Origin of the sequence: Pseudomonas mosselii (assembly GCF_005796105.1) — a bacterium.
Taxonomy (GTDB): Bacteria; Pseudomonadota; Gammaproteobacteria; order Pseudomonadales; family Pseudomonadaceae; genus Aquipseudomonas; species Aquipseudomonas mosselii_C.
On sequence record NZ_VAUO01000006.1, the window covers coordinates 239,982 to 259,574 of the forward strand.

The window sequence follows — 19,593 nt, forward strand, 5'->3', positions numbered from 1 at the left end:
GCGTTAACAGGGTATACTGCGGTCTTGGTTTTTCCAGGATACCGCCCCATGCACAGCGACACCTTCGACCTCAAAGCCCTGATCCGCCCGGTGGTAGATTTCCCCAAGCCGGGCGTGATCTTTCGCGATATCACCCCGCTGTTCCAGTCGCCGCGCGGGCTGCGCTACGTAGCCGACCAGTTCATCGAACGGTACGTCGAAGCCGAGTTTAGCCACATCGGCGCCATGGACGCGCGAGGCTTTTTGATCGGCTCGATCATCGCCCACCAGTTGAACAAGCCGCTGATCCTGTTCCGCAAACAGGGCAAGCTGCCGGCTGATGTGTTGTCGGAGGGCTACCAGACCGAGTACGGCGAGGCATTCCTTGAGGTGCATGCCGACAGCCTGTGCGACGGCGACTCGGTACTGATCTTCGATGATCTGATCGCCACCGGCGGCACACTGCTGGCGGCGGCTAACCTGGTGCGTCGCACCGGCGCCCAGGTGTTCGAAGCTGCGGCGATCATCGATCTGCCAGAGCTGGAAGGCTCGCGCCGCCTGCAAGCGGCAGGAGTACCGACGTTCTGCCTGACCGAGTTCTCGCTGAGCGAATATTGAAGGCAGCTATAAGCTGCAAGCTGCAAGCTGCAAGCTGCAAGCTAACAGCAGGTTGGCGCAGAACCGCTTTTACTTGCAGCTCGCAGCTTGCCGCTCACAGAGAAATCGGCTTGCGCCCGGCAAAGGCATGCGCCAGCGTCCCGCCATCCACCAACTCCAGCTCGCCGCCCAATGGCACGCCATGGGCAATGCGCGTGGCGGCCAGGCCCTTCTCGGCCAATAGCTGGGCGATGTAATGGGCAGTCGCCTCCCCTTCCACCGTCGGGTTGGTGGCCAGGATCACCTCATTGAAAGTGCCCTGCTCGTCAATGCGCGCCATCAACTGCGGAATGCCAATGGCATCCGGGCCCAGGCCATCGAGCGGCGACAGATGCCCCTTGAGCACGAAGTAACGCCCGCGGTAGCCGGTCTGCTCCACCGCATACACATCCATCGGCCCCTCCACTACGCACAGCTGGGTATCGTCCCGGCGCGTGTCGGCGCATTGCGGGCACAGCACCTCCTCGGTCAGGGTGCGGCACTGGCGGCAGTGGCCAACACCTTCCATGGCCTGGCTCAGGGCCTGGGCCAGGCGGGTGCCGCCACTACGGTCGCGCTCGAGCAACTGCAAGGCCATGCGCTGGGCGGTTTTCTGGCCAACGCCAGGTAGGATGCGCAGGGCGTCGATCAGTTGGCGGATGAGGGGACTGAAGCTCATGGGAAAGGCCTGATAAATCGGTAAGACGCGGTTTATACCGGCGTGGGGTAGTGGCGTCAAATCCACCATCGCAGCGCTCGCATTACCTGCGCACCGCCTGCTTGGTAAATAACCCGCCCCCACAAGGAATGAAGCCCGCACTCAAAATGATGTGCGCGCCTAAAAGACAAAAAACCGCCGATGGTTACCCAACGGCGGTTTCCTTGAACAGGCTGGATGCCTTAGAACGGCATCTTGAAGCCCGGCGGCAGCTGCATACCAGCGGTCATGCCACCCATCTTCTCCTGGCTGCTCTGCTCGATCTTGCGCACGGCGTCGTTCAGCGCGGCGGCGATCAGGTCTTCCAGCACTTCCTTGTCGTCCTCGTCGGTCGACATCAGGCTCTGGTCGATGCTTACGCGCTTGACGTCATGGCGACCGGTCATCACCACGCTCACCAGGCCGCCACCGGACTGGCCGGTGACTTCGGCGTTGGCCAGCTCTTCCTGCATCTTCTGCATCTTTTCCTGCATTTGCTGGGCCTGCTTCATCAGGCCGGCCATGCCACCTTTCATCATGGGAAAGTACCTCGATCTGGGTCATGTGATGCAGCCAGGCTCACGCCGGCCACATGGTTATCCGTTCATTGCCCCTGGCTGGCCAGGGGCTCTACAGGCTCAATAGTATCGTGCCTGACCGTCGCGCCGAACTGCCGAATCATCTGCTGGATGAGCGGGTCCTGTTCGATGGAGACCACAGCCTCATGCTGACGTTCGGCGCGCTTGCGCGCAGCGGCCTGGGCTGGGGTTTCCTGCTCGGGGCGAATCAGCTCGATCTGTAGCCGGATTTCGCGCCCCAGGGCCTGGTTGAGCGCTTCGTTCAGCCGGCGCTGCTGGGTGGCGTTGAACAACGCGCCCTGCCCAGGGTCCAGGTGCAGCAGCCAATCGTCGCCGTTGGCGCTGATCAGCGTACAGTTCGCGGCGATGTTGCCCGTCATCCCGGAGACAGGCAACTGTGGGAACAATTCCAACCATTGCAGGGCCAGGCCAGTGGCGGGTTTGGCCGCAGGCAGCGGTTCGACAGGCTTGGCCACCACGTCTTCCTGCACGTGCTCGGCCAATTCGTCCAGGTAACTGAAGCTCGAGGCATCGCCCTCTGGCATGTAATAGTCGTCGTCAGCCGGCGGCTCGTCGTCACGCTCCAGGCTGGCCGGACTGTACGCCGACGGGTCGAATGGCGGAGCGTCGTCATCTGGCGGACTGTAACTCGGCGCAGGTGCTGGCTGTGGCTGCGGCTGCGGCTGCACGGGGGCAGCAGGCTCGTCCCACGGCAGGTCGACGACTTCCTCCACCCGTTCTGGCTCTGGCGCACAAGCCTCAGGCTCAGGTTCAGGTTGCACCTCAGGCTCGGGCTCGATGGTCGCCACCGGCTCAGGTTCCGCCACCGGCTCTGCCTCAACAGCGGCCGCCTCAGGCTCGCTGACAGGCTCGACCGGGGCGACGTGTACGACCGGCGCGATGGGCGCCGCGGCTGCCACCGGTGTTGCCGGATCAGCTGTGGCCTGGCTGATCCCCGTTGTCTTTAGCACTGCCCGAGGGGCGTCGTCGCTGTCGGCCGGGCGAAACGCCAACATGCGCAGCAGGACCATCTCGAAGCCGCCGCGCGGATCCGGCGCCAGCGGCAAGTCGCGGCGGCCAATCAGCCCCATCTGGTAATAGAACTGCACATCTTCGGCCGGGAGGGCCTGGGCCAACGCCAACACCCGATCACGGTCGCCCTGGCCGTTGTCCACCGCCTCCGGCAGGGCCTGGGCGATGGCTACCCGGTGCAGCACGTTGAGCATCTCCGAGAGCACGCCGTTCCAGTCCGGCCCCTGCTCGGCAAGGTCGCGCACCGCTTCGAGCAACGCCCGCGCATCCCCCTCCAGCAATGCCTGGAGCACGCCGTACACCTGGCCATGATCGAGGGTGCCGAGCATTGCCCTTACATCGGCGGCCAACACCTTGCCTTCACCGAAGGCAATCGCCTGGTCGGTCAGGCTCATGGCGTCGCGCATCGAGCCATCGGCGGCGCGACCAAGCAGCCACAGGGCGTCGTCCTCGAAGGGCACCTTCTCGGCACCCAGCACGTGGCTCAGGTGCTCGACCACCCGCTCCGGGCTCATATTCTTCAGCGAGAACTGCAAGCACCGCGACAGGATCGTGGCCGGCAGCTTCTGCGGATCGGTGGTGGCGAGGATGAACTTGACGTAGGGCGGCGGCTCTTCGAGGGTCTTGAGCAAGGCGTTGAACGAGTGCGTCGAGAGCATGTGCACTTCGTCGATCAGGTAGACCTTGAAGCGTCCACGGCTCGGAGCATATTGCACGTTATCCAGCAGCTCGCGGGTATCTTCCACCTTGGTGCGGCTGGCGGCGTCGATCTCGATCAGGTCGACGAAACGCCCCTCGTCGATCTCCCGGCACACCGAGCAGGTCCCACACGGGCTGGAGGTGATGCCGGTCTCGCAGTTCAGGCACTTGGCAATGATCCGCGCAATGGTAGTCTTACCTACCCCCCGAGTACCGGTAAACAGGTAGGCGTGGTGCAGGCGCTGGTTGTCCAGGGCGTTGATCAAAGCCTTGAGCACATGGGTTTGGCCGACCATTTCGCGGAACGAGCGCGGACGCCATTTACGTGCAAGAACCTGATAACTCATCAAAAAACCATCGTGACCGGAGCGGGCGGAAAGAGCGCTAATGCTAGCGGAGCGAGGGGGAAATTGCACCCCGGCGTTCTCGTCTAAGCTATCTAGCGCAAAGCCGTCAGACCAAACCAGGGAGGAGGTGACGTGCGGCGAGTCCTGGCCATCCTGTTACTCTGGAGCTGCCACAGCCTGGCCGAGCCTGCGGCAATGCGCTTCTCCATCGCCGAAAGCTGGAGCATGCCGTTGGTACGCATCGAGCACGAACAGCCCGTGGAGGGCATCGTGTTCGACCTGATCCAGGCCATCGCCCGGGAAACCGGCGTACAACCGCACTATCACGTCATGGCACGCCTACGCCTGGAAGAAGCCATGGCCAGCGGCGACATAGATGTCCGCTGCAACGTGTCCACCCAATGGCTGACGGACCGTCCAGGCGACTATATCTGGAGCATCCCACTGTTCGAACAGCGCGACCTGCTGGTCGGCCGCGCCGGCCAGACCACCGTCAGCACGCCGCAAGCGCTGCCAGCGCAAGCGATCGGCACCGTCCTGGGGTACGTCTACCCTACCCTGGAGCCGCTGTTCCAGCGCGGCCAGTTGCACCGCGAAGACAGCCGCAGCCAGTTGCTCGCCTTGCGCAAGCTGCAAGCTGGACGCTACCAGCATGCAGTCAGCAACCAGCTGTCATTGCAGTGGTTCAACCGTCAGTTGCCCGCCGAGCAGCGCTTGCCGGTCCAAGCCGTACTGCAAGAGCAAGCGCTTGGCTGCATGGTGCGCAACGACCCAGCCCTGCCGACCCAGGCGGTGCTCAGGGCACTGGTCAGGTTGAAGCAGTCAGGCGAGATCGAGCGGATTATCGGGCGGTATACGGATGCGCCGTAGTCCATACGAGCGAAGCGCTTGGCTTGTCGTGGCCGTTGCAGCAACTGTCTTGCTCAATAGCTAAAACCGACGCGCCCCTGTGGGAATGGGCTTGCTGGAATGCCGAGCGTGCCGGAAAGGACTGCGCTTGATTCGGGTGTTGCGCCATCCTGTGGGAGCGGCTTTAGCCGCGAACACCGGCACAGCCGGTGCCATCCTCCGCGTCGCCTGCTTCGCGGCTAAAGCCGCTCCCACAGGGTACAGGGCGCGCATGCACAGCCTGCGCCCTCAGTAACCGTGCAGCTCGCGGAAGGACTGCCCCTTGTGGTAGTCGATCCACTCCTGCACGTCATACGGCAGGTACAACTGCCGACGCGCCCGCGACAGGGCGATGTATACCGCACAGATACGCTCGTCGAAGGCGTAGGCATCGCGAAACGGCTGGGTACTCATCAGCTCCGGGGTCAGCAGCACCTGGTCGAATTCAAGCCCCCCCGCATCCTGCGCCAGCATCAGCGTCAGGCTGGCGCGCTGGTCGCTGACCCGGGCATCGAGCGAGGTCAGGTCGGCAAACTTGTAGCCCGCCTCAAGACGCGCCTCAACCCATAGGAAGGAGGCGTCGAAGCGCTCGCTCTCGCGTACCTGGCGCCAATCCGGCAGGTGCGCGAAATACGGATGCGCACCCGCCGCATCCGGCCCTGCGGCATAGAACGCGGCGCGAAACAGCCCCACGGCCGTGGCCATGAAACGGCGCAGCTCAGGCCAATCAGGGAACGCCAGCAGACAATTACACTCAGCCAGCTCCATGGCCCAGCGCATGCTGTCCCAACGCGAAGCGGTGAGCACCACGCAGCCCTCGGGCGGCACGAAACCCTGGGGATAGTGCTCGATGCCCACATCGACACTGCGCGCGGCTTCGAACGCCACCTTGGATTTACGCGAATGCAGGCTGATCAGCGGGTTAATCAGGCGCTCGACCCGTGGCCCGGAACGCACGGCGAAAGTCATGTCCTTGTGCCGCACCTGGCGCTCGCGGCGAACCACTTCGCCGCTGGCCTTCTGATACTCATCGCCCAGGGTGATCAGCACCTGGCGGCCACGCTCGATGATCTGCAACAGCGCAGCGGGTACGTCCTGGCTTTCGTCGATGATCACGTGGCTGAAACGCCCCGGCACGCTGCAACCGGCCAGGCCCGCACGCTTGATCAGCAGCAGCGCCTCGAAACCGGTCTGCGCGCCCCATGCCGGGTTGGCCTCCAGGTAGCGCCACAGGCGGCTGGCGTACTCCAGCAGCGCCTGGGCATCGACCCCAGTCAGGGCCTGCCGGAAGAACGGCAGGTGGCGGCTAGACAGGCTGTAGTCGCGGGATTCGCAATAGCGTTGCAACACCTCCAGGCAGATATCCAGGGTGTGCTCGGCATCGTACTGGCGCAGCCCGAGAATCCCCAGCTCTTCGGCGACCCGGCGCTTACCCGGCAGCGCCTGGCGGCTGTTGGGCGCACGGGCATCCTTGAGCAGGGCACGGGCGAACTGGGCGAAGGTCGCGCCGACCTTGGCCTGCGGATCCAGCCCCATGCGCTGGCGCAACGCGCCGAGCTTGCCGGAGGTACGCGCCAGGGCCAGCACCCGACCGCCCGGCAGGCAGTCCATCAGCGCGCCGAGCAGGTAGCTCTTACCGATGCCGGCGTAGCCTTGCACATGGATGTCTTCGTCGAGGTTGGCGCGGATCACCTTGAGCAGCTTGTCCTGCTCGACCGTGAGCCAGCGCTCCTTGTCGAAGCCGGTGACCACTTGTTGGCTGAACGGGTTATCGCCGTGCTGACGGCGGATCCTGAACTCGAAATCCCACGTGCCGTTGGCCAGCAGGTACTCGCGCGCCTGGACGGTTTCTTCGTCCATCAGGCGCAGCTTGGAGGCCTTGATCACCTCCAGGCCAAAGTACAGCTTGCGCGCATCGAACAGCCGACGCGCCTCCGACAGCAGCCCAACACCCGGCGAATGAGCGCCCTCGACGGCCCAGGCCAGCAGCCTGCCGAGCACTTTTTCCGCCGCGCGCGCATCCACCTGGCCTGGGTTGTGCGCCAGGTTCTGGATCACCAGCAACGCCGCCAGCTCCGGCTCGCTCAGCGCCTCGAGCGCCGGCGCGCCTTCGGCCTGCAACAGCGCCTGGCATTGCTCGAAAGTGATCGGCAGATAGACCGGGCGGGAAAAATCGAAGTGTTCAGGCTGCATGGGGGCTCGGGGTACAGGGGTTCATTCAGGCGTTGCCGACGGCTCGCCCAGGGTCAGTTGCAGCTGGTAATCGCCCAGCGACCCGCTCATGTTGCCAGTATGGCCAGGGTTGGTCCCAGGCGCATCGAGCACGCTGTCGAGTTCGTGCAGGGCCAGTTCCAGCAACTTGCGCAGGTCGCGTCGATTGGACGCGGACACCTCAAGCCGTAGCGCAAAGGCCGCCGCAGGTGCCGGGGCCGGGGGCGTCGCTTCAGCAAGAATACGCTCGTGCTCCTCTTCCATCTGGTCGAGGACCTTGGACAGCTCAAGCACCCGCTCAGGCTCGTTGGCCATCTGGTCCTTGATCTCCAGGCGGCGCACTTGCCACTCACGGATTTTCTGACGGGTTAGCGCGTCGACGTGTTCCACGGTCGCTGTCTCCTGGCCGAACGGACGGGTGCGCATGATAAGGCGCCACGCGGCATCGTGCTGGAATTAAAACGCCGGGAGGATACGAGGGGAAGAGGCAGGTGGTATTCGAAGCAGCCCACGGGGCCAGCCTCGGGCCCCGCGAACTGGCAGGATCAGCTTTTCGGCGCGACCAAAGGGCTGTACTGATCGGCACGGATCCAGCCGGTGAAGGAGCGGTCATTGGCATTGACGTACTCGACCTTGGCCCAGCCATCCTTGTACTCAAGCACCCCGACCACATCGTTCTTGACGATGTACGGGCGCTTGGTGGCCTTGCTGCCCGGCGCCTTGAGCAGGTAGGCCTTGTCGCTGGAAACGCTCACCAGCCCGATCCATGCTCGGCTGTCGATACGCCCAAGCTCAAGCCCCGTGGCAATCTCCGGCGCCAGTACACTCATGCAGCCGGGGTGCTGACGCCCCTTCTGCACCGTCAGCGTCACGCCATCGGCCGTTGCCGCCACCTGGCCGGGATACGCCGCGCGGCTCCAGGTGGTGATCGAACCACCAGGCTGCCCCTTGAAGTAGAACGCGCAGCGCCGGCTCACGCCCTCGCCCAATTCCTCGGCATAGAAACCCTCGACCTGATGATCCGGGGTGACTGCGAGCATCAGCGCCTCGTAGCGCCCAGGCTCAAGCGTGGCCGTATCGGCCATTAGCGGAGCGGCAAGGCCCAGCGACAGTACGCTGGCGGCCAGCAAACGGGTGATCCCTGTGTTCATTTCACTTCTTCCCTTCAAGTGCTTCAAAGGCTTTCTTGATACGCACATCGTAATCGCCGAAATCCTCGCCGTTATAACTGCGCGCCATGCCGGCATAGTCTTTGTTCTTCGCCGCCTTGATAAAGGCCGGGTTCTTCGCGCAAAACCCCAGGAACGCCTTGAGTTGCTGCCCCGCATTGATTTTCATCGCGGCGGCAAACTCGAATACGGTTTTATAGCCACACGAAGCAAAGTTGAAACCCATGATCTGAAACATGCCCCAGGAGGCCGACATCAACGCCGCTTCCTGATCCAGACCAAATGCCGTTGCCATGGTTTCCCAGGCCTTGGTCTGGTCCTTGTTGTTGGTCTGCCACTGCGGGCCGGCCTTCTTCTTGTAGATATACGACAGCAGCGGGTGGGTCTGGTCGTACTTGTGCTTGGTATAGCGCCGGAAGATATGCCCTTCGAAGGCAATCACCGGCAATTTCGCCGGCCCAAACCCCGAGCGCCCGCCCGACTCCACCGTGGCGAACGCCTTGACCAGGTTGGCGCTAATGCCATTGCCCAGCTGCGCGGCAGCGTTCTGGAAATCCGTATCGCTCAGGGTCGTGCCACCGTCGCAGGTGGCCTGCAGGATCATATCGCGGTTGCGCCGCTCGGCCTCGATCATCGCCCGCGCCCGCGCCAGGTAGTGGTTGACCGTGGCCTGGACCATGTCGCCAGTGCTGTTGCCGAACACATTGGCGAAGGTCGGCAGGCGCAAGCTGGGGTTGAGCTTGACCGGCACCCGCACGGCCTGCTCGATCAGGCTGTTGAAGGTCCGCCCGGCCGGGTCTACCACGCCGTCAGGGTGGGCATACTTGAGCTGACGGAACTGATATTGGCTGATGCACTGCACTAACTGGCTGTCGCAGCGGCCATTTTCAGCCATCGGAAAACCCAACCTGGGATTGACCAAGTTGAACAAGTATTGAATACATTGAACATCGGCCGGCAAGTTGCGCGCTTTACCCGGCGTGCCTACCGAAGCCGTGATGAGACTGGGCAAACCTTGCAGGCTTTTCATTGTATACGTCCTTGTTCGTCAGCGAAGTTGATATCACTTTAATATCATTCCATTGCCACATTCATACTTTGAAACATGTGGCTGGCGGAAACTAACAAGGCGGTTTTGAGTTGTCCAGAGGGGACGTCGAGCAGTGTGATGTGATGCAAGGGTGTGGGGCGAAAATTCGGGATGTGCGCAGGGTGACAGGCACAGAGGCTGGCAATGGCTTTGAGTGGGTATTAAGGAGAGGTGAAGCGAGGGAGAGATGGAGGCAACCCCACCAGCCACACCCTGGCACTCGATGTTCCCGCTATGGCTGCTCCCTTCCGGGCCTGACCAGGTGGCATCCACGGATGCAGGGTAATCGTTGCAGGCCTTATGGGGCAATGGTTTCAGGCTGATGGAGTTCCGATAGTTCTACCGTGTGAACACGAGGCTCGGGCAAGGTGACACCAGAGGTGTGGCTGGAATTGGTCCACTCGCTTGTTCCACTCTGGTGTTCCACTCATGGCCTACATCATCCGCCGCCAAGCTGCCTATTACCTGAACTTGCGGCTACCCAAGCACCTATTCCCGAAACGGTCCACTCTTCGTCTTTGCCTGAACATCCGAGAGCGCCAAACCGCAATGTTTCTGGCAGCTTCGCTGACAGAGCAAGTCCTGCGACACCTAGGGATTCTCCGATCAAGTCAGCACAGGCCATCTGACCTGTGCTGAAATAGCCCTCCGTCCAACTGCCTTCTACAAGCCCGCCATTCCATGAGCCAGATGAGCTTTTCCGATTTCGAGTATGCCGGTAAGCGCAAGCAAACCCGTCGCGAGCGTTTCCTGGCTGAGATGGAACAGGTGGTGCCGTGGAGCGGTTTGGTGGCATTGATAGAGCCGCATTACCCGAAGGCGGGCGGCGGCCGCAAGCCGTACCCACTGGAAACCATGCTGCGCATTCACCTGCTGCAGAACTGGTTCTCGTTGAGTGATCGAGCCACGGAAGAGGCGCTCTACGAAATCACCTCGATACGCCAATTCGCTCGACTGACGCTCAGCGCTCCGATCCCCGAAGACACCACGATCATGAACTTCCGGCACCTACTGGAGAAGCATCAGTTGGCGGCGGGCATTTTGGAAACCATCAACAATTACCTGCGAGGCAAGGGCCTGTCGTTGCGCCAGGGCACCATCGTCGACGCCACTATCATCCACGCACCCAGTTCGACCAAGAACAAGGAAGGCAAACGCGATCCTGAAATGCACCAGACGAAGAAAGGCAACCAGTACTTCTTCGGTATGAAAGCGCACATCGAAGCCGACGCAGAATCGGGCCTGGTACATCATGTCCATGGCACCGCCGCCAACGTGGCCGATGTGACGGAAGTTGCCCATCTGTTGCACGGTGGCGAGAACGTTGTCTGTGCTGACGCGGGTTACACCGGCGTAGAGAAACGGCCAGAGCATGAGGGCCGGCCAGTGATCTGGCAGATCGCTGCGCGACGTAGCACCTACAAGCATTTGAGCAAACGCAGTGCGCTGTACAAGGCCAGGCGCAAGATCGAGCATTCGTTTCGGGTGATCAAGCGTCAGTTCGGTTATGTGAAGACCCGCTTCCGTGGCCTGGCCAAGAATACGGCGCAATTGACCACCCTGTTCGCACTGTCGAATCTGTGGATGGTACGCCGGCAATTATTGCCTGCTGCGGGAGAGGTGCGCCCGTGAGGGCAGAAAACCAAGGCTATGCCTTGGTTTTCCAATAATCAGCGGCTGAAAATCGGGGTTTTCGGCATCTCCCTAACAAGCGGTTTTGACACACTCTGGACCCGAAACAGACATTCAGAACCGCAAGTTCGGCTCAATCAGCTCTATCTTTCCCTTTGTGTACTCGCTTAGAAAACGAGCTGTTCGCTCCACCAGGTCAGCATCAAACGATCTGATTTTAAGAATGAGGGGGCGATCTGAAATGGGGTCGATGTGTATCTGCGCCTCGTCTACACCGTCTCTGAGGATCAAGGAAAGCTCCGTCCATTGTGTGTCGTCAGGCGTGCGACTGTCGCCGTCTGAGTCGATATTTGCTTCAGTTCCCCAGAGATTATCGGCAACCCTACCGTAAGGCGGTCGCTCGTGAGGGTCTACAAGGTAGAAGACTGTCTGATTTAACATGCAGCATCCTTTGCAATCGTTTAGTCGTCTGCTTTTGACCGATAGCTGCCTGTCGCGAAGGGCAGCAATGGGTCGGTTAGCGACGGTCTACCCTCGACCGTCGCTTTAGATGCTCAGACCTCCGTCTGATCTGCCATCTCCAAGGCATCGTCGACTTAGGTGAGGCTTTAAGGTCCGCAGAATCTACAGATCCTGGCTGCTGGTCGAGGGATGAAAAGCAAGGTAAGGGATCGATATCTGCGACATACATTCCTTTGCATTCGGGGATTATGCTCGCTGGGTTGAGACCCACCGGACAGCAAGTGCATGCCGCCAGCAACGGAAAATCAACAAAGCGATAACGCAATCGCAGCCAGCTGATCGGACTTCAGCACCGACGCCGCGACCCGGATAGTAGCTTATTGCCACATAAATTTTTGCAGGTCAATTGCGAGGTGTGAGCGATTACGATTTGGAGTTTGGGCAGGAAGCCCATGAGAAGGTTGACTAGAGCGCAGTGAGCAACTTAGGTGTACTAAGGCACTGGTCCACTTCGAGATTTTTAGCGAGAAAGGTCCTTTAGAATTAAGGACTTACATAATGGAGGCAACCCCACCAGCCACACCCCGGCACTCGATGTTCCCGCTATGGCTGCTCCCTTCCGGGCCTGACCAGGTTGACGGGTAATCGATGCGGGGGGACCGGTGGGGTCACCATCACGCAGCTCGTCAGGCGACGAGCCGCGCCATTGTACCGTTCCGTGGCCAAGATACAACCGTTGCGAGAGAAAAAAGCATCGTTTCTCAAGGACTTGTGCAGACACTGGCTCTACAGGGAGTCTGTAGGAGCGGCCTTGTGTCGCGATGGGCTGCGTAGCGGCCCCAGGATTTGAGCCTCATGCAAGATCGCCGGGGCTGCTGCGCAGCACATCGCGGCACAAGGCCGCGCCTACAGATGCAACGCTGGACTCAGGCGTTGCACAATCCTGTGCAAGCGGGTTTGAACCGGACGCGGCGTGCTTGCGAGATCAGAGGGTGATGCCCTGCCCCGCCATGAAGGCCACGAACTGCTCTTCATCCAGCACCTTCACCCCCAGCTCGTTGGCCTTGGTCAGCTTGGAGCCCGCACCGGGGCCGGCGACCACGCAATGGGTCTTGCCTGACACCGAGCCGGCCACTTTCGCACCCAGGCTTTCCAGCTTCTCCTTGGCCACATCCCGGCTCATGCGCTCGAGCGTGCCGGTCAGCACCCAGGTTTGCCCGGCCAGGGGCAGGCCTTCGGCGGATTGCTTCTCGCACGACCAGTGCATGCCAAACTCCAGCAACTGCGCCTCGATTGCACGGGCCAATTGCTGGTTGGCCTCGACCTTGAAGAACTCGCGCACGCCTTCGGCCTGCTTGGTATTGAGCGCCTGGCGCAGGTCGATGCCGTCGGCCGCGATGATCTTGTCCAGGGTGCCAAGCTTGTCCACCAGCTTCTCGGCCCCGGTCGGGCCGACCGAGGGAATGTCCAGCTTGGCGAGCAGGCCAGCCAGCGTGGTGCTGGCGGCGAACTCCGCGCCCAGCTCGCCTTCGTCCTGCAACTGCATACCGGCTGCCAGCAGCGCGTCGATGACCGCGCGGTTGTGTGCATCCTCGAAGAAGTTGTGGATTTCAAAGGCCACTTCCAGGCCGATGTCGGGCAGGTACGTGAGCACTTGCGGCAAGGCCCCCTGTACCCGCGACAGACGGCCCAGCGAACGCGCCAGCACCTTGGCGGTCTCCTCGCCCACATCGGGGATGCCCAGGGCATAGATGAAGCGGGCTAGGGTCGGGCGCTTGCTGGCGTCGATGGCAGCCAGCAGCTTGTTGCTGGACACCTCGGCGAAACCTTCCAGGCCAACGATCTGCTCGAACTGCAAGCTGTACAGATCGGCTGGCGAACGAATCAGCCCTTCGTCCACCAACTGCTCGACGCTCTTCTCGCCCAGGCCGTCGATGTCCATGGCGCGGCGCGACACGTAATGGATAATCGCCTGCTTGAGCTGCGCCGCGCAGCTCAGGCGGCCGACGCAGCGGTACACCGCGCCTTCGCTGGTGGTTGCCTTGCCCTTGCTGCGCTTGACCAGTTGGGTGCGTTCGACGTGCGAGCCGCACACCGGGCAGTGCGTCGGAACCTGCACCGGGCGGGCATCGTCCGGGCGCCGGTCGAGGACAACCTGCATCACCTGCGGAATCACATCACCGGCGCGGCGGATGATCACCGTATCGCCGATCCGCAGGCCCAGCCGGGCGATTTCGTCCATGTTGTGCAGGGTGGCGTTGGACACGGTCACGCCAGCGACCTTGACCGGCTTGAGCCGCGCCACCGGGGTCACCGCACCGGTACGCCCGACCTGGAACTCGACATCGAGCACTTCGGTGAGTTCTTCCATGGCCGGGAACTTGTGAGCAATCGCCCAACGCGGCTCGCGGGCCCGAAAGCCCAGCTCGCGCTGGGAGGCCAGGCTGTTGACCTTGAACACCACGCCGTCGATCTCGTAAGGCAGGTCGTTGCGGCGCGCGCCGATGTCACGGTAGTACTCAAGGCACTGCTCGATGCCCGCCGCATGGCGCAGCTCGCGGCTGATCGGCAGGCCCCAGGTCTTGAGCTTTTCGAGGATGCCGATATGGCTGTCACCGAATGCTTCGGACACCTGGCCCACACCGTAGCAGCAGAACTCCAGCGGACGGCTGGCGGTGATCTTTGAGTCCAGCTGGCGCAGGCTGCCGGCAGCCGCATTGCGCGGGTTGGCGAATGTCTTGCCGCCCGCCTCGGCCTGGGCGGCGTTGAGGCGCTCGAACCCGGCCTTGCTCATGTACACCTCGCCGCGCACTTCGAGCACCGCCGGCCAGCCTTCGCCTTGCAGCTTGAGGGGGATGTTGCGCACGGTGCGCACGTTGGCGCTGATGTCCTCACCGGTGGTGCCGTCGCCACGGGTGGCGCCCTGCACCAACTGGCCGTCGCGGTACAGCAGGCTTACCGCCAGGCCGTCGAGCTTCGGTTCGCAGCTATAGTCCACCGCCGCGCCCGCACCGAACAGGTCACCTGCAGGCAGGTCCAGCCCCTCGACCACACGACGGTCGAAGTCGCGCAGATCGTCTTCCTCAAAAGCGTTGCCCAGGCTGAGCATGGGGATCTCGTGGCGAACCTGGCTGAACGCCGACAGCGCAGCGCCACCCACGCGCTGGGTAGGCGAATCAGGCGTGACCAGGTGCGGGTGCTCGGCCTCCAGGGCCTTGAGCTCATTGAACAGCCGGTCGTATTCGGCGTCCGGCACACTGGGCTCGTCGAGCACGTAGTAGCGATAGTTGTGCTGGTCGAGTTCGGCGCGCAATGCGTGGATTCGGGATTCGGCGGTCATTTTCGTGTTCTCTTGCAAGGCAGGCAGCCAGCGGCATTCAGGCTGAACACTCAAACAAGAGGGGCCGCGTTGCGCCCCTTCACAGGCAAGCCCGCCCCCATAGGGACCGCGCTCGCCATGACAGCTGCGCAAATCCTGTGGGAGCGGGCTTGCCCGCGAAGGGCTGCAAAGCAGCCCCAATCAAATGAGTAACCAGCACCAGCCCCGACAGCCCTCTAGCTTGAATCATCGCAGTACGAACCGAGGCTGGGCTCGCCTGCTCGGGTGTTCAGCGCTTCTGGGTCAGTGCGCGGCGCTCGAACTCGACGATGCGCTGGCGGTAGTGCTCGATGGTCTGGGCAGTCAACACGCTGCGTTGGTCGTCCTTGAGTTCACCGTTGAGTTCGTGGGCGAGCTTGCGCGCGGCAGCCACCATCACGTCGAAGGCCTGCTTGGGATGGCGCGGCCCCGGCAGACCGAGGAAGAAGCTCACCGCACGGGTGCTGAAGTGGTCGATGTCGTCCAGGTCGAACACGCCGGGCTTGACGGCGTTGGCCATGGAGAACAGCACTTCGCCGTGACCGGCCATGCTTTCGTGGCGATGGAAGATGTCCATTTCGCCGAAGCGCAGGCCGCTTTCAAGGATGTTCTGCAGCAGCGCTGGCCCCTTGAAGCCGGCTTCGTCGCGGGAGATGACGCTGATCACCAGCACCTCTTCCACCGGCGGCAGCTCCTTGGCGGCGTTGCTGGAGGTGGCAAAGCCGCTGTTACGGCTGTTGTCGGCGGCCAGTTCTTCATCGCCTTCGTCGAACAAGTCAGGCTCACGCGGCTCGGCAGCCAGACTCAAGTCACCCTGCTGAACCTCGTTGTGCTGGCGCTTGCCACGCTTGGGTTTGCTCGGCCTTGGCTCACGCTCGCGCTCACGGGCCGGGGCGCTCACCGACGGCAGGTCGGTTTCGTCCAGTTCGGGCTCTTTTTGGGTTTCCAGCACACGGGCCGGGCCCAGCACCTCGGCGCTGCCCTCGTCGTCAGGGGCGTTGGCATAGCTGCGGTCCAGACGGAACTTCAACTTGCCCTTGCCGCCGCGCATGCGGCGCCAGCCGTCGAAAAGAATACCGGCGATGACAATGATGCCGATGACGATCAGCCACTCGCGCAGACCGATTTCCATGTAATCCCGTGCCTCTATAAAAAATATGCTTGAAAACAAAGGCTTCAAAGGCCTTTAACACGTGGCGCCAACTCTATGTTCTGACAGGCGTTTTACCCACGCTAGAAACAAGTGCCATAAAGCTAGCACGACCAAAGGCAACTTTACACCGTCTGTCGCTCCTGCCAGGGGAAATACCCGCATGATCATGCCGTTAGGCGTCGACCATGGACATCGCTTGCTCCACATCAACTGCAACAAGGCGTGAACAACCAGGCTCGTGCATGGTCACGCCCATCAATTGATCGGCCATTTCCATGGCAATCTTGTTATGCGTGATGTAGATGAATTGAACGGTTTCACTCATTTCCTTGACCAGGCGGGCATACCGCCCGACGTTGGCGTCGTCCAACGGTGCATCGACTTCGTCGAGCATGCAGAACGGCGCGGGGTTCAACTTGAAGATGGCAAACACCAGCGCCAGGGCGGTCAGTGCTTTCTCGCCGCCAGACAGCAAATGGATCGTGCTGTTCTTCTTGCCGGGCGGGCGCGCCATGATTGTCACCCCTGTATCGAGTAGATCTTCGCCCGTCAGTTCCAGATAGGCGCTGCCGCCACCGAAAACTTTTGGGAAAAGTGCCTGTAATCCGGCATTTATCTGATCAAAGGTATCCTTGAAACGGTTACGGGTTTCCTTGTCGATCTTGCGAATGACGTTTTCCAGGGTCTCCAGCGCCTCTACCAGATCGGCGTCCTGGGCATCCAGGTAACGCTTGCGCTCGGACTGCTGCTCGTACTCCTCGATGGCCGCCAGATTGATCGCACCCAGGCGCTGGATACGCGACTCGACCTGTTCCAGCTCCTGTTCGGTGCCCTGTTCACTGGCATCGGCCTCGAGCGTGGCCAACACGCCCTGAAGATCGTAGCCGTCTACCAGCAGTTGTTCCTGCAACGTTTTGCGCCGTACGTCCAGGCCTTGCGACTCCAGGCGCTGCTGTTCCAGTTGACCGCGCAGCACCTGAGCTTGCTGCTCAGCCTGGGTGCGCCGACGCTCGGCCTCGCGCAGCGCGCGGTCGGCTTCGTCCATATGCAGGCGAGCCTCGCGCATTTCTTCATCCACGCGCATGCGCCGCTCAAGCAGCTCTTCGAGCTTCAGACGAAGTTCTTCGAGCGGCGCCTGGCCTTCTTCGAGGTTCAGGTTCAGTTGTTCCTGGCGCTCGCTCAAGCGCGCGGCCTGTTGCTCGAGACGCTCCAGCGCCTGGCGGGTCGAGTCGTGCTGGGCCCGCAGCGAGCCCAGGCGCACGGCCAGTTGATGGGCGTGATCCTTGTGCTGGCGTGCCTCCTGGCGAACGCGGTCGAGGCCTTCGCGCAAGGTATCGCGGCGGGCCATCAACTGCTCGCGCTGCTCGGTGTGCTGGGCCATCAACTCCAGGGCCTCTTGCAGCAGCAGGCGGGCTTCACCCAGCTGTTCGTGCTCGACGGCGCGCTGTTCCTGCAACTCGGCCAGTTCTTCTTCCAGGCGGCGATGGCGCAGCGCCAACTGTTCGGCACGGGCGCGGCCGGCCGACAGGCGCGCCTTGAGTTCAGCGTGCCGACGGCTTTCATCCTGGCTGCGGCGGCGCAATTGCTCGCGCTGTTGTTCCTGGTCGAGCTGTTGTTCACGCAGGCGCTGCAACTGCTCATCGCACTGTTCAAGCTGTGCCTGCTGTTCGGCTTGCGCATGGCCCAGGCGTTCGATTTCCTGGCCACGGGCGAGCACCCCGCCCTGGGCGTCACCGCCACGGCTGACCCGCAGAAAATGCTGGCCGACCCAGTAGCCGTCGCGACTCACCAGGCTCTGACCCTGGGCCAGCGACCCGCGCTGGGCCAGGGCTTGCTCGAGGGTTTCCACCGGCCGCACCTGGCCCAACCAGGGCGACAGGTCGGTGCGCCCCTGGACTTTATCCAGCAAGCTGCCAGGCACTGGCACGCCTTCACTGCCCTCCAGCAACAGGCGCAACTCGCCCTGCTCCAGGTCGTTGAAAGCGAGCCCGGCGAAGTCGTCGAGCAGCACCGCTTGCAGGTCCGCGCCTAGTACGGTTTCCACCGCCAGCTCCCACCCTGGCTCGACCCGCAGCCCTTCGGCCAGGCGTGGGCGGTGCTCGAGGCCCTGGCTGCGCAGCCAGTCAGCCGCGCCCGCACCAGGTTCCAGGGCAGCTTGCTGCAGCGCCTCTAGGGACGCCAGGCGCCCGCCCAGGCGTTGCAGCTCACCCTGCTGTTGCTGCTGAGCCTGCGCGGCTTGCTGCAACTGTTCGCGCACGCCTTCGAGCTGTTCGACGACCTGCTGCTCCTGCAACTGCAAGTCTTCCAGCAACAGCTCGCAGCTGGCCACCTGCTCGGATAACGCGTCAGTCTCAGCGTCCTGTGGATCCGCACCCAGTTGCGCGTGTTCTTCGCCCAACTTGCGCTGGCGTTCGGCCAGACGTTCAAGGCTGGCCTCCAACTGCGCCGCCCGCGCCTGTTGCACCTCGGCCTGACGACGCGGCTCGGCGGAGCGGGTGTTGAAGCTGTCCCACTGCTCTTGCCAGCCGTGCATGCCCAGCTCGGCTTCTTCCAGGGTCGCGGCAGCTTCTTCGGCAGCGGCCAGGATCAATTCCTGCTCGGGTTCAAGCATGCCCAGCTCTTCACCCAGGGTGGCCAGCAAGGTGCGGTCATGGCCCAAGTGGGATTCGGTTTCAAGACGCGTGCGCTCGGCTTCCTGGAGATCATCCTGCAACTGGCGCAGGCGCTGCTGGCCGTGCTGAATGCTCTGCTCGACACGGGCGATGTCGCCAGCCACCGAGTAGAACCGCCCTTGCACCTGGTTGAAACGCTCGGACAATTCGTGGTGGCCATCACGCAGGCGTTCGATGCTGGCGTCGGCGTTACGCTGCTCGGCCACCAGGGCCTCGAAGGCGATCGACTGGTCACCAATCACCGTCTCGCGCTGGCGCACGCGTTCGTCCAGCTCGCGCCAGCGCAATGCCGACAGGCGCGCCTTGAGCTGGCGCTCCTGGGCCTTGTACTCGCGGTATTTTTCAGCGGCCTGGGCCTGACGATGCAGGCGTTCGAGCTGACGTTCGAGTTCGTCGCGCAGGTCAGTCAGGCGCGCGAGGTTTTCCTGGGTACGACGGATGCGGTTCTCGGTTTCGCGGCGGCGCTCCTTGTACTTGGAAATGCCAGCGGCTTCTTCGATGAAGTTACGCAATTCCTCGGGCTTGGCCTCGATCAACTTGCTGATCATGCCCTGCTCGATGATCGAGTAGCTGCGCGGGCCCAGGCCTGTGCCGAGGAAAATGTCGGTGATATCGCGGCGCCGGCACTTGGTCCCGTTGAGGTAGTAAGTGTTCTGCGCGTCGCGGGTGACCTTGCGGCGGATCGAGATCTCGGCGTAGGCGGCGTATTCACCGACCAAGGTGTTGTCGCTGTTGTCGAACACCAGTTCGATGCTGGCCTGGCTGACCGGTTTGCGGCTGGTGGAGCCGTTGAAGATGACATCGGTCATCGATTCGCCGCGCAGGTTCTTCGCCGAGCTTTCGCCCATCACCCAGCGCACCGCGTCGATGATATTGGACTTGCCGCAGCCGTTGGGGCCTACCACGGCCGCCATGTTGCTGGGGAAGTTGACCGTGGTGGGGTCGACGAACGACTTGAACCCGGCCAGGCGGATGCACTTGAGGCGCATC

At 62.4% G+C, this 19,593-nt stretch carries 14 protein-coding genes, 2 other RNA genes and 1 pseudogene; 4 read left to right on the top strand and 13 right to left on the bottom strand.

The window, feature by feature from the left end:
• The first annotated feature begins 48 nt into the window (after positions 1–48).
• Positions 49–597, top strand: a complete 549-nt coding sequence (locus FEM01_RS14845; protein ID WP_038705708.1) for an adenine phosphoribosyltransferase — start codon at positions 49–51, stop codon at positions 595–597.
• A 94-nt stretch (positions 598–691) separates the two neighbouring features.
• Here the strand turns inward: FEM01_RS14845 and recR are convergent, their stop codons facing one another.
• The 3 genes from recR to dnaX form a co-directional block, all read right to left on the bottom strand.
• On the bottom strand, positions 692–1,294 hold the full coding sequence (gene recR / locus FEM01_RS14850; protein WP_138220240.1) for a recombination mediator RecR: 603 nt from the start codon (positions 1,292–1,294) through the stop codon (positions 692–694).
• 221 nt (positions 1,295–1,515) lie between these two features.
• Positions 1,516–1,851: a YbaB/EbfC family nucleoid-associated protein gene (locus tag FEM01_RS14855; protein ID WP_016488349.1), complete on the bottom strand. Its 336-nt coding sequence runs from the start codon at positions 1,849–1,851 to the stop codon at positions 1,516–1,518.
• Positions 1,852–1,916: 65 nt separating this feature from the next.
• Positions 1,917–3,968 (bottom strand): DNA polymerase III subunit gamma/tau, encoded by a 2,052-nt coding sequence (dnaX, locus tag FEM01_RS14860; protein ID WP_138220241.1) that lies wholly within the window; start codon positions 3,966–3,968, stop codon positions 1,917–1,919.
• A 132-nt stretch (positions 3,969–4,100) separates the two neighbouring features.
• Between dnaX and FEM01_RS14865 the strand changes: the two genes are divergently transcribed.
• Positions 4,101–4,838, top strand: coding sequence for a substrate-binding periplasmic protein (locus tag FEM01_RS14865; RefSeq protein WP_138220242.1), 738 nt, complete (start codon positions 4,101–4,103; stop codon positions 4,836–4,838).
• Positions 4,839–5,105: 267 nt separating this feature from the next.
• Here the strand turns inward: FEM01_RS14865 and FEM01_RS14875 are convergent, their stop codons facing one another.
• The 5 genes from FEM01_RS14875 to ffs (FEM01_RS14895) form a co-directional block, all read right to left on the bottom strand.
• Positions 5,106–7,049 carry a hypothetical protein gene (locus tag FEM01_RS14875; RefSeq protein WP_138220244.1) on the bottom strand — a complete coding sequence of 648 codons (1,944 nt, stop codon included), beginning with the start codon at positions 7,047–7,049 and terminating at the stop codon, positions 5,106–5,108.
• A 21-nt stretch (positions 7,050–7,070) separates the two neighbouring features.
• Positions 7,071–7,493: a hypothetical protein gene (locus FEM01_RS14880; RefSeq protein WP_240791757.1), complete on the bottom strand. Its 423-nt coding sequence runs from the start codon at positions 7,491–7,493 to the stop codon at positions 7,071–7,073.
• Positions 7,494–7,612: 119 nt separating this feature from the next.
• Positions 7,613–8,206, bottom strand: coding sequence for a hypothetical protein (locus FEM01_RS14885; RefSeq protein WP_431188601.1), 594 nt, complete (start codon positions 8,204–8,206; stop codon positions 7,613–7,615).
• Positions 8,207–8,219: 13 nt separating this feature from the next.
• On the bottom strand, positions 8,220–9,266 hold the full coding sequence (locus FEM01_RS14890; RefSeq protein ID WP_138220246.1) for an N-acetylmuramidase family protein: 1,047 nt from the start codon (positions 9,264–9,266) through the stop codon (positions 8,220–8,222).
• A gap of 257 nt (positions 9,267–9,523) precedes the next feature.
• Positions 9,524–9,618: signal recognition particle sRNA small type (ffs, locus tag FEM01_RS14895), an RNA gene on the bottom strand.
• 137 nt (positions 9,619–9,755) lie between these two features.
• Between ffs (FEM01_RS14895) and FEM01_RS24410 the strand changes: the two are divergent.
• Together FEM01_RS24410 and FEM01_RS14905 are read left to right on the top strand one after the other, a co-directional pair.
• Positions 9,756–9,920: pseudogene (locus tag FEM01_RS24410) on the top strand (site-specific integrase); the annotation flags it as partial.
• Between the two features lie 87 nt (positions 9,921–10,007).
• On the top strand, positions 10,008–10,958 hold the full coding sequence (locus FEM01_RS14905) for an IS5 family transposase (protein WP_138220247.1): 951 nt from the start codon (positions 10,008–10,010) through the stop codon (positions 10,956–10,958).
• 114 nt (positions 10,959–11,072) lie between these two features.
• On the opposite strand, the gene FEM01_RS14910 is transcribed toward FEM01_RS14905, so the two are convergent.
• The 5 genes from FEM01_RS14910 to smc form a co-directional block, all read right to left on the bottom strand.
• The gene (locus FEM01_RS14910) at positions 11,073–11,399 is read right to left on the bottom strand and encodes a hypothetical protein (RefSeq protein WP_138220248.1); all 327 of its coding nucleotides are present in this window, start codon (positions 11,397–11,399) and stop codon (positions 11,073–11,075) included.
• 589 nt (positions 11,400–11,988) lie between these two features.
• Positions 11,989–12,085, bottom strand: an RNA gene (ffs, locus tag FEM01_RS14915) — signal recognition particle sRNA small type.
• A gap of 320 nt (positions 12,086–12,405) precedes the next feature.
• On the bottom strand, positions 12,406–14,760 hold the full coding sequence (ligA, locus tag FEM01_RS14920) for an NAD-dependent DNA ligase LigA (RefSeq protein ID WP_138220249.1): 2,355 nt from the start codon (positions 14,758–14,760) through the stop codon (positions 12,406–12,408).
• 268 nt (positions 14,761–15,028) lie between these two features.
• Positions 15,029–15,910: a cell division protein ZipA gene (gene zipA, locus FEM01_RS14925; RefSeq protein WP_138220250.1), complete on the bottom strand. Its 882-nt coding sequence runs from the start codon at positions 15,908–15,910 to the stop codon at positions 15,029–15,031.
• A 193-nt stretch (positions 15,911–16,103) separates the two neighbouring features.
• Positions 16,104–19,592 carry a chromosome segregation protein SMC gene (smc, locus tag FEM01_RS14930; RefSeq protein ID WP_138220251.1) on the bottom strand — a complete coding sequence of 1,163 codons (3,489 nt, stop codon included), beginning with the start codon at positions 19,590–19,592 and terminating at the stop codon, positions 16,104–16,106.
• Position 19,593 lies beyond the last annotated feature (1 nt).

Coding starts and splice junctions, on each gene's coding strand:
- FEM01_RS14845 (WP_038705708.1), top strand. CDS start 49: ATGCACAGCGACACCTTCGACCTCAAAGCCCTGATCCGCCCGGTGGTA.
- recR (WP_138220240.1), bottom strand. CDS start 1,294: ATGAGCTTCAGTCCCCTCATCCGCCAACTGATCGACGCCCTGCGCATC.
- FEM01_RS14855 (WP_016488349.1), bottom strand. CDS start 1,851: ATGATGAAAGGTGGCATGGCCGGCCTGATGAAGCAGGCCCAGCAAATG.
- dnaX (WP_138220241.1), bottom strand. CDS start 3,968: ATGAGTTATCAGGTTCTTGCACGTAAATGGCGTCCGCGCTCGTTCCGC.
- FEM01_RS14875 (WP_138220244.1), bottom strand. CDS start 7,049: ATGCAGCCTGAACACTTCGATTTTTCCCGCCCGGTCTATCTGCCGATC.
- FEM01_RS14880 (WP_240791757.1), bottom strand. CDS start 7,493: ATGCGCACCCGTCCGTTCGGCCAGGAGACAGCGACCGTGGAACACGTC.
- FEM01_RS14890 (WP_138220246.1), bottom strand. CDS start 9,266: ATGAAAAGCCTGCAAGGTTTGCCCAGTCTCATCACGGCTTCGGTAGGC.
- FEM01_RS14905 (WP_138220247.1), top strand. CDS start 10,008: ATGAGCCAGATGAGCTTTTCCGATTTCGAGTATGCCGGTAAGCGCAAG.
- FEM01_RS14910 (WP_138220248.1), bottom strand. CDS start 11,399: ATGTTAAATCAGACAGTCTTCTACCTTGTAGACCCTCACGAGCGACCG.
- ligA (WP_138220249.1), bottom strand. CDS start 14,760: ATGACCGCCGAATCCCGAATCCACGCATTGCGCGCCGAACTCGACCAG.
- zipA (WP_138220250.1), bottom strand. CDS start 15,910: ATGGAAATCGGTCTGCGCGAGTGGCTGATCGTCATCGGCATCATTGTC.
- smc (WP_138220251.1), bottom strand. CDS start 19,592: ATGCGCCTCAAGTGCATCCGCCTGGCCGGGTTCAAGTCGTTCGTCGAC.